The following is a 12,580-nucleotide window of genomic DNA, read 5'->3' on the forward strand; positions in this document are numbered from 1 at the left end:
ATCCCCCAAATTCTTATCTTTTGTTAACGTTTTGACTCACAAAGGCTATCTACCTTTGTTATACACAAAACAAGAAAACATATGCACACTATATTAGGAGCCGGCGGCCCAGTGGCCAACGCCCTCACCCAGGAATTAATCAACAACAATGATATGGTACGTTTGGTAAGTCGTAAACCCGTACAAATAGAAGCACCTAACTTAACCTGGCAAAAAGCCGATCTGTTAAATTACGACGAAATATTGCAAGCTTCCCAAGGTTCAACAGTAATATACCTTTGCGCCGGCCTGGTTTATGATAAAGAGATATGGAGGCAGCAATGGCCTGTAATTATTCAAAATGTAATCAACGTGACTAAGGCAACCGGTGCACGGTTGATATTTTTCGATAATGTTTACAGTTACGGCCTGGTTAACGGCGCCATGACCGAAGATACCCCTTACCACCCCAGCAGTGTTAAAGGCCAGATACGTGCCGGAGTTGCCAATACCTTAATGGCCGAAGTTAAAGCAGGAAATATTAAAGCCAGTATTGCCCGCGGAGCTGATTTTTACGGCACCGACTCGCTGAATGCTTTTTTTGACCAGATGGTGCTGAAACGCCTTTCTGAAAAACTGAGCGCCCAATGGATCGGTAAAGCCAAAACCCTGCACAGTTTTACCTACATTCCCGATGCAGGCAAAGCCATGTTCCTGTTGGGGCAACATCCCGAAAGTGATAACCAGGTGTGGCATATGCCAACCGCGCCTGCCATAACCGGCCAGCAATTTATTGAGCTTGCCGCAGGTATTTATAAAATGAAGTCCAATTTTTTTGCGATTAATAAATTCTTGCTGTGGTCCTACGGTCTTTTTAACAAAACAGTAATGGGTACTGTAGAGATGTACTACCAATATGATCATGACTACATTTTTGATTCCAGCAAATTTGAAAAAGCTTTCAACTTTAAAACCACCAGTTATAAGGATGGTATCAAACATATGTCACAAACTTTGTATAAGGCATCCGTTTAAATACACATAGTAATAGTCTGTGAGTAGATCAGGCAGATTAATATTATTACAAAAAGAGGGGTGTCACCCTGAGCTCCGTCGAAGGGTCGCGCGCAGAGGCCCACTCACCATGCTTCGACGGAGCTTAGCATGACACCTTATTTTGGTTTAGGGCCAATGTATTTTGTTTTCTGCAATATTACCTTGTGATAACAATTGATGTATTAATTGCAGTTAATTTCAACCTAAATAATTTCATCTTTATATTATGAAAACCATATTAGCTGCAACCAATTATACAGATCTGGCAGAAAATGCCGTTGCATGGGCCGCCGGCGTAGCTCGTTTAAACAATTATAAATTAATTTTATTGAATGATTTCACGATTTCCGTACACGTGGAGAATGCCCGTCTTTCGGCCACACACGTGGAAGAAATGATAGAAGCCAACAGGCTGCTCCTGGAGTCGAAAGCATTATTACTGGCCGACGAATACGGCATCGAAACGGTAGCCAGGGCTACGTTCTCTTTTATAGATAATGCCATTAAAGAAGTAGTTAACGAATATCAGCCGGAGATGATTGTGATGGGCATGGAAGAAAAATCATTGGAGCAGGAGCTTTTGGGAAATACCACTACATCAATCATCAAAAAACTGCGTACCCCGGTGTTGGCGGTTCCCGCTCACGTAAAGTTTAACGTTCCTAAAAAGGTACTTTTTGCCTGCGATGTTTTGAATGGCGTTTCTGAAGAAATCCTGGCCCAGGTTAAAGATGTTGCATTGGTTACTAAGGCAGAAATAGAAGTTCTTTTGATCAATCAAACCGTAGAGGAATTACAGGAAGCGGGTGCAGATGCAGCCGCATTAAATCGCATCGACGACGGATTGGAGGGTATTGATTATTATTATAAAAATGTAAAATCCGACTCTATTATTGACGGGATTGCCAACGAGATCAAAAAAATGGGCGCCGACCTTTTAATCATGGTTCCTGAGCAGCACGGATTCTGGGGTTCGATGGTACACCGTAGTAAAACACGGATCATGGCCTCGGGCTTAAGTATCCCTTTATTTTCAATACCTGTTTAAAAAATTCCAAATGATTGATCAGAAGGTTGGGAAATTTCACTTCCCTCCTTTCCGGTCTTTCGGACTTCCCGACTAATCTGCATATTTGCACATACGCATATCTGCACATCTAAAAATTATGATCCACAAGAAAACAAAAACATACATCCCGGCTACACTTGAAATGAAGTGGGAAAACCTGGAACCTATTTATAAAGAATTGCTTGATCGCCCTATCAATTCCGTTGAGGAGCTGGAAAAATGGCTGCATGATAAAAGCGAACTGGAAGCCGCTTTGGAAGAAGACTTTGCCTGGCGCTACATCCGTATGACTTGCGATACTACCAGCGAAGAACTGTTACAGAATTTCCAATACTTTGCTACCGAAATTGAGCCTAAAGTTGCCCCTTACAGCAACGACCTGAACAAAAAACTGGTTGCCAGCGAATACGTAGACCAGCTGGATGGTGAAAAATATTTTATCTTTTTACGTGCTGTAAAAAAGGCCCTTGAATTATTCAGGGAAGAGAATATCCCGGTGCAAACAGAGATACAGGTTGAACAGCAAAAATATCAATCCATCACCGGGGCCATGTCGGTTCATATTGATGATAAAGAATTTACTTTAGAGCAAGCCTCTGTATTTTTAAAAGGCACCGACCGTGCAAAACGCCATGAGGTTTGGGAAAAAATAACTAACCGCCGCCTGCAGGATAAGAATCAACTGAACGAACTGTTTGATCACCTCCGCAAATTAAGGCATACTGTCGCTACCAATGCGGGCTTCGAAAACTTTAGGGATTATATGTTCCAGGCGCTGGGCCGGTTTGATTATACTCCGCAGGACTGCTACGCCTTCCATGCCGCTATCGAAACTGAAATTGTACCCATCCTGCGCGAACAGGCCGCAAAACGTAAAGCAGCACTTGATCTCCCCGAATTGAAACCATGGGATATGGATGTTGATATATCAGGCAAGCCGGCTCTAAAACCGTTTAACAGCGGGACTGAGCTCATCGAAAAATCCATCCAATGCTTTAGTAATATTAACCGTTACCTGGGCGAGCGTTTGGAGATTATGAAGGATAATAACCTGTTTGATGTGGAAAGCCGCAAAGGTAAGGCACCCGGTGGTTACAACTATCCGCTGGCAGAAACCGGCGCGCCGTTTATTTTCATGAATTCGGCTAATACTTTCCGCGATCTCACTACTATGGTACACGAAGGCGGCCATGCGGTACATACCTTTTTAACTGCCGACCTGGAATTGAATGACTTTAAACATTGCCCATCGGAAGTGGCAGAGCTGGCTTCCATGTCGATGGAGTTGATCTCCATGGATAACTGGAACGTGTTTTTTGATAACGAAGAAGATTTGAAACGCGCCAAACGCGATCAGCTTGTTGATGTATTGAAAACATTACCCTGGGTAGCGGTAGTTGATCAGTTTCAGCATTGGATCTACACCAACCCTAACCATACCGATGCCGAGCGTACCGAAGCCTGGATCAAGATATATGAGCCATTTGGCGCGGGGTTTGCTGATTGGAGCGAACATCCTGAAGCCGAAGCCAACTTGTGGCAAAAACAACTGCATATTTTTGAAGTTCCTTTTTACTACATTGAATATGGCATGGCACAGTTAGGCGCTATAGCGGTATGGAAAAATTATAAGGAAAACCCAGAGAAAGGTTTGCAGCAATATCTGGATGCCCTGAAACTGGGTTATACCAAAACCATCAAGGAGATATACGAAACAGCAGGTATCAAATTTGATTTCAGCGCTGCTTACGTCAAAGAGCTGGCCGAATTTGTAAAAGCCGAAATGGATAAAATCAACTAAAAAAATACCGATCAAACAAAAGCCCCTCCCCAAACGGAGGGGCTTTTTTATTTGTAGTTAATCCAAAGTGTATTATTTTTAATACAAAAAAGCATCACTCAATCTCCTTTCATAAGGCAGGTTATGTTTGTACCTATCCTACTCTGCCACAGTATTATGTGCCTGTCATTCCCTCTTTAAAACCACTACACGAATACTCACTGGCATAACTCTTGCATTATCTATCAATATTAATTATTTATATCTAATTGATAATCAATCAGATAATTGTCATAAAAGATTCATTATTAACTGTTTTTTTAAACCAATCACTCCTTTGGGGGTTAAATTAAGTATGAAAAAGATAATTTTAAGTACAACAATCATATGCTTGTTTGCAACACTGGGTTTTAGCCAGGCTTTAAAACCGGTGCAGATAGATAGCCTGGTTTCGATATCGTTACCTGCTAATTTTTTAAAGAAGGACACCTTGGGTCAGCAAATCTATACTGGCAACGGTGCCTTTGGTTATATGGTAGTTATCAAGGCCCCAAACCCGGCTAATACCAAACCACTGGATAAAGAACGGGATTTGAACCAGGTGCTTAAAAACACGGTGAATGATATCCAGAAACAATCACGTACCGGCAGTGTTATGAACCTGCGCGATACCACTGTTGGCTCTTTAAAAGCCAAAGTATTTACGCTGCGCGTTGATAACAGCAACACCACCGGCGAATCGCCACAGTTAAGGAACTTTATCATCATATATACCCGTGAAGCTGCCTATACTATGGAGTATCTGATTCCTGAACAACGCCAGGATATAGCTAAGGGAGAGTTAAAAGCGTTTAGCAGTTCCTTAAAAATAGCTCCTGAATTGCAACGTCATGACCAGTATATATCCAATGCTAAGGGTATATCATTTGGTGCTAAGGTAGCCTTATATGGTGGTATACCTATAATACTGATCATTGTACTGATGGTTATCCGTAGAAACAGGAGATTAGCCATTGAAGAGGCTTAATATTAAATCATTTCATAAAAAGGCCCGGTTTTAAAAACCGGGCCTTTTCTTTTTTTACTTACGGAGCGTATGTATCAAACCCTTATTCCATTTATCAGTATGGATAAATGATTTGCTATCCAACCAACTCAACCAGATTACGGTTACAATTACCCCAATAACAGAACCCATCATCACATCTTCAAAAAAATGTTGGCTCAGGTACATCCTGGAATAGCCCACTGCTATAGCTACCAGTAAAGCAGGTATACCCCACAGTTTGTTTTTACATAAATAAGTGATCACCACCGTAGCCGAAAATATAGACACTGTATGCCCCGAAGGGAAACTATGCGTAGCCAATATGTATATCCCCTTCACAAAGTGAATACGATCGAGCTGGTTTTCAAAATATATTCTGGGGCGGGGAGCGTCAAAAATGAATTTTAAAATTTGCGCTACTATGCTGGTAACGGCATAACTGGTAGCCAATAGCAAACCTTTACGGTAACTGAAAAAGCCAATGACCAGGGAAAGGATCACGGCCGTGAGGCCCTCACCTATATCGGTTACATAAGGTGCCAGCGTATCTGCCCAGGGCCTGTTTAAACCATTCACCGTGAAGTATATAGTTTCGCGACTGTAGGTTAATTTAATAATCAAACATACACACAGTACCAGCAGATATAGGATAAAAAACGGCCTTATCCGGTACAAAACATCTTTTATTCCTATCTTCATGGCGCAAAATAAGCATATACTTATTCAATGCAAAAAAATGATTATGTTTGAATTTGAGTTGGACTAATTAGCTGAATAAATGTCGAAAAGTATATTTCGTAAGAAATCTGTAGAAAAAATATTACATGATGTGGAGTGTGGATTTAGTGATAGCGAGCACCCGGGAACTGCAACATCGCAACTCAAAAAAGAACTTAATGTAAAAGACCTCACCCTCATGGGTATAGCCGCTGTTGTGGGCGCAGGCATATTTTCAACCATTGGTGAGGCCTCTTTTCATGGCGGACCCGCGGTTTCCATTTTATTTGTAGTTACCGCTATTACCTGTGGCTTTTCGGCGCTTTGCTACGCGGAGTTTGCCTCACGCATACCGGTGGCGGGCAGCGCTTACACCTACGCTTACGCCTCTTTTGGCGAGCTGATAGCCTGGATCATAGGCTGGGATCTTTTAATGGAATATGCCATCGGTAATATTGCTGTGGCTATATCCTGGAGCGAATACTTTGTAAACCTATTGGAAGGTTTTAACATCCATATGCCCAAGTATCTTACCATGGATTACGTGTCGGCTCTGCGGGCACATGAACAGGTACAGGCAGCGGGCAGTCACCTGGCTGATATTGGCGACCGGGTAAAAATAGCGGCAATGGCATGGGATACTGCTCCCGGCATAGGCAACTTTAAGCTAATAGCCAACCTGCCAGCGCTGGGTATTGTGTTTGTGATCACTTACCTGGTTTACATTGGCATACGCGAAACCAAAAAGGCAACCAATGCCATGGTTATCTTAAAAATATTAATTGTTATAGCCGTTATCGTTATCGGCTTTTTTTATGTTACCCCAGCAAACTGGCACCCTTTTATGCCTAACGGCTTTAGCGGCGTAATGAAGGGCGTATCGGGCGTTTTCTTCGCCTATATTGGGTTTGATGCCATATCAACCACAGCCGAGGAATGCGAAAAACCACAGCGCGACTTGCCTCGCGGCATGATCTATTCGCTTATTATCTGCACAGTGCTTTATATACTCATTGCCCTGGTGCTTACCGGTATGGTAAGTTACAAAGAACTACAGGTGGGTGATCCCCTGGCATTTGTATTTGCCAAGGTTGGTCTGCATAACATCAGCTATGCTATATCTATCAGCGCGGTTATTGCTACGGCCAGTGTATTATTGATATTTCAACTGGGGCAACCGCGTATATGGATGAGCATGAGCCGCGACGGTTTACTTCCAAAAGCTTTCTCCCGTATTCACCCTAAGTTTCATACACCTGCTTTTGCCACAGTAGTTACCGGCTTTGTGGTAGCTATACCAGCCCTGTTCATGAACCTGACCGAAGTGACTGATTTAACCAGCATCGGCACCCTGTTTGCTTTTGTATTAGTATGCGGCGGTGTGTTACTATTACCACGCGAGGCTGCACAAGCAGGTAAATTCCATTTGCCTTACGTTAACGGTAAAATAATTATCCCGCTCATAACACTCATTATTTTAGGGGCCTGTATTTACTTTAAACCGGCTCCCCAGGTGGAAATGATGCAGTTTAAAAAACTAAAAGACCGGTCGGCCATTATTGACAATCTGGATGCTGCGGATAACGCTACACTGCTTACCAGCTTCAATACCCTTTTTGGCGATCAGCACATCACCCCAGCTAATGCCACCAAATATTTTAAGGATATCGAGGAGGATAAATTTGATACCGCGTTAAGAGCTACCAACATCAGCGATGCTAAAAAGTATTACCTGGGCCTGGATGGCTTTCTGTATAACTTTCCTAATTACCTGTTTTTTATACTTATTATTATTATCAGCATTTACAGCTTTATCAAAAACTTTTCACTGATACCGGTGCTGGGCTTAATGAGCTGCTTTTATTTAATGACGGAGCTGGGCTATACCAACTGGCTGCGCTTTTTAATATGGCTGGTGATAGGTTTGGTTATTTACTTTACTTATAGCTATAAAAACAGTGTGCTGGGCAGGGAGGCAAGTTCTAAGTCTTAAGTTCTAAGTCTTAAGTTCGGAGTCTTGAGTTCGGAGCATAAAAGATAAAACTTTATCTTTAAGTCTATTATTTTTGATACTCAGAACTCAATACTTAAGACTTAAGACTCAAAACTTTTATGACGTGGATATGCCCCATATGTAACCGCGAATTTTCTGCTACCAATCAGGTACATTCCTGTCGTGAACGTAACCTGGATGATTTTTTGCAGGGCAAATCGAAATACACGGTGGAGCTTTTTGATCATTTCATTACAGAATATCTGCAAATAGCACCCATCAAAGTTTACCCCACCAAAAGCATGATCGCTATAGGCGCCCGGGTAAATTTTGCCTACGTTACCCAGTTAGGTAAAAATTTTATTGATGTGGTGTTTCCCTTTCAGGAAATATATGAAGATAACCTGTGCTTTACCAAAATAAAAATAGTACCTGGCACTAATGACCATAACCATTATTTCAGGATGTATTTTAAAGAAGACCTGAACGATGAGATCAGGAAATACATGAAAATGGCCTGGGAGAGGAAGTTGTGAGTTTAGAGTTCGAAGTCTTGAGTCCGAAGTTCTAAATATAAAAAAGGTAATTTTAGACTTATGACTCAGAACTTCGGATTTAAGACTACTCTTACTCAGGATAAGTCTTATGCTTTTTCTTACCGAGGATCCATTGCTGCGCTTTGAAGCTCAGGTAAGCTGAGCCTGCGCCAACAATTGCACCGGCTACCACATCACTGGGATAATGAACACCCAGGTACATTCGCGAATATCCTACAGCGCCAGCGTATAAAAATGAAGGCGCTATCACATACCACTTGGGTATAGCCAAACTTAAGGAGGTAGCCGCCGAAAAAGCAAATGCGGTATGCCCTGATGGAAAGGAAGCATCTGTAGGTCCGGGAAATTCTTTCAACGTTATCAGATCGGGATGTGCAATGAATGGCCGGGTACGGTTAAATATCTTTTTTAACACATAGGTAGATCCCCCTGCAATGATCAGGGAGGCCCCAGCCTGTAAACCGGTGATTTTAAGATCATCGTCATGGTTTACAAAACCAGCTACCAGGAAACCAACGGGTACCGCGGCATCAACATAAATAGCCTTTTTCGTAATAAATCTCCAGGTTTTATCACCACCGCGAACCGGGCCATTGATATCTTTTAACAGGTTAAGATCAAGTCCCTGGGCAAATAAACCGGTGGTAAAAAGCAATGCCCAAAACGTTAAATATAATTTCTTTTTCACTTACAGGATTTTATTCAAACGCCGTAAAAGTGAAAAAACATTCTGTAGTAATACTGAATTAATATTGACTTAACACCTTTTTTTGAGAGGAGCAAAGATTATTGGAACAAGGAGCAAAGATTTTGGGAACAAAGAGCAAAGATTTTGGGAACAAAGAGCAAGATTAAGTCCTTAAGTCTAAAAGTCCTTGATCCCATAATCCTTCCTCCCAAAAAACTAATTTACCCGGTGTATCTCTATAGCTTCAGGGATCGATAGCATCAACGGGACTTTCTCTACGGTAACAAAGCTCAGGTCAAGACCGAAGCCCCGTTCCTCAGACAAACTCACCTTTTTAAGCTGTACATAAAAATCCATAATAAACCGTTCGTAGAACGACAGGCTATGTGAGCGCGACAATACTTTCTCGATCACCACAAACCTGAAATCGCCAACGATCTTATGCTTGTTTAATGATTTATAATGACTGGTAATATCCACCTCGCCTTTTTTAACCAGGTCTTCCACCACTTTGCGGAACAGCAGGTTTATCTGTTGCTCCACCCGAAAACCCAGTTTAAAGTCGATCCTGATGAGCTTGTTAGGCACCAGGAACTCCACTTCGTATTCGCGTTTGTAAGGCTCATCAACCACATCAACGTGCACCAGCCAGTAAACATCGGCCCGTTTGGGCTGCTTTTGCAATATGGAGTAAACTATTTTCGATTCAATTTCGGAGTTAAAATTAGCACTGGTCAGATACACCAGTTGCGAGGCATATTTAGGTACAGTTTCATCCGCGCTCAATTCCTTAAGAATATCAAAGTAATCATCAATACCCACAAACTTCACATAACGGTTCCTGATCTTACGGGCAGTATGCCAGGTCCACATTACAGTGAACAGCACAAACCCTATTGAAAGGGTAAACCAGCCACCATCAGAAAACTTGTGTAAGTTACCCGCCAGGAAAGTGCCCTCGATAACCAGGTAAACAATCAAAAACGTTGTAATGATATAACTTGGTACCTTTTTGCGCTTCAGGAACTTAGATACCAATATGGTAGTCATGAGCATCGCCACAGTTATACTTAAACCATAGGCCGCCTCCATCCTATCAGAATGACGAAATATAAGCACTACCCCTAAACAGCCTGCCCAAAGTATCCAGTTTACACTGGGCACATACAGCTGGCCTTTTTGTTCCGATGGATAATTGATACGCACCTTGGGCCACAGGTTAAGTCTTACCGCCTCGGCTATTAGCGTGAACGAGCCCGATATCAGGGCCTGGCTGGCAATAATAGCGGCAACGGTGGCAATACCAATACCGTATAGCAAAAACCACACTGGCATTATCTTATAAAACGGATTATTAATATTAAGGTCCATCGCAGTGCCGTTGCGTTGCAATAACCAAACCGCCTGTCCCAGATAGTTTAATATCAAACAAGTTTTAACATATATCCAGCTGATGCGGATATTGGCTTTACCGCAATGCCCCAGGTCGGAGTATAAAGCCTCGGCTCCGGTGGTACATAAAAATACGGCGCCCAGTACAATAAACGCGTTACCGCTGGTGCTTGAGCTTAGTAATTTATAGGCATAATATGGGTTTAAAGCTCTTATTACAATGGGATCATGTATGATGTAACTTATCCCCAGTACGCCCATCATCGTAAACCAAATAAACATGATAGGGCCAAAAGCCTTACCCACCAATGATGTACCAAATTGTTGTATTACAAAAAGCACGGTGATGATAGCCATTACAATTTCAACCGTTGGCAAACGGGGGTAATAGGTTTGCAAACCCTCAATGGCCGATGATATGGTAATAGGCGGCGTAATGATACCATCGGCAAGCAGCGCGCAACCACCTACCACAGCAGGTACAATAAGCCATTTTGCTTTACGGCGAACCAACGAAAAAAGTGAGAAAATACCACCTTCGCCCTTGTTATCGGCACGCAGGGTGATCACTACATATTTCAATGTAGTTTGCAGGGTAAGCGTCCAGAAGATGAGGGATACTCCTCCGAGTATTAATGTTTCGGAAATTCGTTGCTGGCCAACTATAGCCTTAAATACGTATAATGGAGAGGTACCAATATCACCGTAAATTATTCCTAAACTGATGAGCAGGCCTGCGGCCGTCAGTTTTTGCAGATCTTTATGGTTCGACACTATTATATTTTAAAAGATGCAAAAATATTAATTTTTTCCCGTAAACTTAAATAAACATTAAACGTATAAATGAAAGACGAGTCTAAACTATAAAATGGACACATTTTGTTAAATTTTGTTAAAATGTTTTACAAAAGCATCATTTTTTTAATTGATGAGGGCTTTATTTATACTTTTGTAGGCGAAGACTTAATATGAGGCGAAAAATAACTTATACCTTTATTTACACCTATACCTGGTTCGTACTAATTGCGATGGCAGTTTTTATGAACTTTGCTTTTGTCTCCGATGCCAAAATTAAAAACGACACTACTTATTTGCGTGTTTCAAAAGGTAAAGGTTCCAAACCCTCTTATTTAAAAAATGGTCTGCACCTGGTATTACCGCCATTAAAACCGGCCGTAACCTCAAGCGTAAAAGTCAGCGTATCGCACCCGGAAGATAAGTTGTTGAATGATGTTCAGTTATACCCAAACCCGGTTACCGATCAAATCAATTTAAAATATACCCTATCCCGCAATACCAATGTCACCATTAAAATAATGGATGTATTGGGCAACGATATCACCACTATGTTTTCGTCGAGGGTTGATTCCGGCGATCATAACATCAACTATCCTATAGCCAACAAACTTACCCGCGGCTTTTACTTCGTACGCGTGGTAGCCGGTACCGAATCGGTTATTAAACGTATCTCGGTACTGTAATTAATTCGGATTTCGGATGTTCGATTTCGGATTTAATTTTTATTCCGGATTTATTTTAGAATTTTTGGCTTTCAGATTTATATCGTCTGTATCTATAATTAACAAAATCCGAAATCGAACATCCGAAATCCGAAATAAAACAAATGAAGATAATTGCCATTGGCCGCAACTATGCCGAACATGCCAAAGAATTAAATAACCCGGTGCCTGCCGTTCCGGTTATTTTTATGAAACCCGAAACGGCCATCATTAAGGATAACAAACCTTTTTATCATCCAGATTTTTCTGACGATGTACATCACGAGATCGAGATCGTTTTAAAAATAAGTAAGGAAGGCAAGCACATCAACGAGAAATTCGCGGCCGGTTACTACGAAGAAATTGCCTTGGGTATTGATTTTACCGCCCGCGATATACAGAGTAAACATAAAGAAAAGGGCTTGCCCTGGGAGCTGGCTAAAGCATTCGATGGCTCAGCACCTATCAGCGCTTTTGTGCCTAAAAACAAATTCCGGCAAATTTATGATCTGAATTTCAAACTGGATATAAACGGCGAAACCCGGCAGCAGGGCAATACCCGCGATCTGCTGTTTCCGTTTGAAAACATTATTGCCTTTGTTTCACGATATATTACCCTTAAAAAAGGCGACCTTATATTTACCGGTACGCCAGTCGGCGTATCAAAAGTAAAAGTTGGCGACAGGCTGGAAGGATATTTAGAGGACGAAAAATTGCTTGACTTTTACGTGAAATAAAACATGATCAGCCCCACCCAAACCCTCCCCGGAAGGGAGGGCTTTAAGCAACAACAGAAAGTCTC

11 protein-coding genes are annotated in these 12,580 nt (G+C 41.8%); 8 read left to right on the forward strand and 3 right to left on the reverse strand.

The genetic code is table 11. The features are described 5' to 3' along the window. Positions 1–81: 81 nt before the first annotated feature. The 4 genes from BW976_RS15495 (at position 82) to BW976_RS15510 (ending at position 4,911) form a co-directional block, all read left to right on the forward strand. Positions 82–1,014, forward strand: a complete 933-nt coding sequence (locus tag BW976_RS15495) for an NAD-dependent epimerase/dehydratase family protein (RefSeq protein WP_076374215.1) — start codon at positions 82–84, stop codon at positions 1,012–1,014. A 247-nt stretch (positions 1,015–1,261) separates the two neighbouring features. Continuing rightward, positions 1,262–2,083 (forward strand): universal stress protein, encoded by an 822-nt coding sequence (locus BW976_RS15500; protein ID WP_076374216.1) that lies wholly within the window; start codon positions 1,262–1,264, stop codon positions 2,081–2,083. Between the two features lie 118 nt (positions 2,084–2,201). Beyond that, on the forward strand, positions 2,202–3,905 hold the full coding sequence (locus tag BW976_RS15505; RefSeq protein ID WP_076374217.1) for a M3 family oligoendopeptidase: 1,704 nt from the start codon (positions 2,202–2,204) through the stop codon (positions 3,903–3,905). A gap of 334 nt (positions 3,906–4,239) precedes the next feature. Beyond that, positions 4,240–4,911, forward strand: a complete 672-nt coding sequence (locus BW976_RS15510) for a hypothetical protein (RefSeq protein WP_076374218.1) — start codon at positions 4,240–4,242, stop codon at positions 4,909–4,911. 54 nt (positions 4,912–4,965) lie between these two features. Here the strand turns inward: BW976_RS15510 and BW976_RS15515 are convergent, their stop codons facing one another. Beyond that, positions 4,966–5,631 (reverse strand): phosphatase PAP2 family protein, encoded by a 666-nt coding sequence (locus BW976_RS15515; RefSeq protein WP_076374219.1) that lies wholly within the window; start codon positions 5,629–5,631, stop codon positions 4,966–4,968. Positions 5,632–5,710: 79 nt separating this feature from the next. Between BW976_RS15515 and BW976_RS15520 the strand changes: the two genes are divergently transcribed. After that, positions 5,711–7,642: an amino acid permease gene (locus BW976_RS15520; protein WP_076374220.1), complete on the forward strand. Its 1,932-nt coding sequence runs from the start codon at positions 5,711–5,713 to the stop codon at positions 7,640–7,642. Positions 7,643–7,761: 119 nt separating this feature from the next. After that, on the forward strand, positions 7,762–8,178 hold the full coding sequence (locus BW976_RS15525) for a DUF5655 domain-containing protein (RefSeq protein WP_221283365.1): 417 nt from the start codon (positions 7,762–7,764) through the stop codon (positions 8,176–8,178). Between the two features lie 91 nt (positions 8,179–8,269). Here the strand turns inward: BW976_RS15525 and BW976_RS15530 are convergent, their stop codons facing one another. Continuing rightward, positions 8,270–8,887: a phosphatase PAP2 family protein gene (locus BW976_RS15530; RefSeq protein WP_076374221.1), complete on the reverse strand. Its 618-nt coding sequence runs from the start codon at positions 8,885–8,887 to the stop codon at positions 8,270–8,272. A gap of 216 nt (positions 8,888–9,103) precedes the next feature. Continuing rightward, the gene (locus BW976_RS15535) at positions 9,104–11,053 is read right to left on the reverse strand and encodes a KUP/HAK/KT family potassium transporter (RefSeq protein ID WP_076374222.1); all 1,950 of its coding nucleotides are present in this window, start codon (positions 11,051–11,053) and stop codon (positions 9,104–9,106) included. A 194-nt stretch (positions 11,054–11,247) separates the two neighbouring features. Between BW976_RS15535 and BW976_RS15540 the strand changes: the two genes are divergently transcribed. Next, positions 11,248–11,760, forward strand: a complete 513-nt coding sequence (locus tag BW976_RS15540; protein WP_076374223.1) for a T9SS type A sorting domain-containing protein — start codon at positions 11,248–11,250, stop codon at positions 11,758–11,760. A gap of 143 nt (positions 11,761–11,903) precedes the next feature. Beyond that, entirely contained in the window at positions 11,904–12,515 is a 612-nt protein-coding gene (locus BW976_RS15545) for a fumarylacetoacetate hydrolase family protein (protein ID WP_076374224.1), read from the forward strand. The last annotated feature ends 65 nt before the right edge of the window (positions 12,516–12,580 follow it).

Source organism: Mucilaginibacter lappiensis, assembly GCF_900155965.1.
GTDB classification, from domain to species: Bacteria; Bacteroidota; Bacteroidia; order Sphingobacteriales; family Sphingobacteriaceae; genus Mucilaginibacter; species Mucilaginibacter lappiensis.

Coding starts and splice junctions, on each gene's coding strand:
- BW976_RS15495 (WP_076374215.1), top strand. CDS start 82: ATGCACACTATATTAGGAGCCGGCGGCCCAGTGGCCAACGCCCTCACC.
- BW976_RS15500 (WP_076374216.1), top strand. CDS start 1,262: ATGAAAACCATATTAGCTGCAACCAATTATACAGATCTGGCAGAAAAT.
- BW976_RS15505 (WP_076374217.1), top strand. CDS start 2,202: ATGATCCACAAGAAAACAAAAACATACATCCCGGCTACACTTGAAATG.
- BW976_RS15510 (WP_076374218.1), top strand. CDS start 4,240: ATGAAAAAGATAATTTTAAGTACAACAATCATATGCTTGTTTGCAACA.
- BW976_RS15515 (WP_076374219.1), bottom strand. CDS start 5,631: ATGAAGATAGGAATAAAAGATGTTTTGTACCGGATAAGGCCGTTTTTT.
- BW976_RS15520 (WP_076374220.1), top strand. CDS start 5,711: ATGTCGAAAAGTATATTTCGTAAGAAATCTGTAGAAAAAATATTACAT.
- BW976_RS15525 (WP_221283365.1), top strand. CDS start 7,762: ATGACGTGGATATGCCCCATATGTAACCGCGAATTTTCTGCTACCAAT.
- BW976_RS15540 (WP_076374223.1), top strand. CDS start 11,248: ATGAGGCGAAAAATAACTTATACCTTTATTTACACCTATACCTGGTTC.
- BW976_RS15545 (WP_076374224.1), top strand. CDS start 11,904: ATGAAGATAATTGCCATTGGCCGCAACTATGCCGAACATGCCAAAGAA.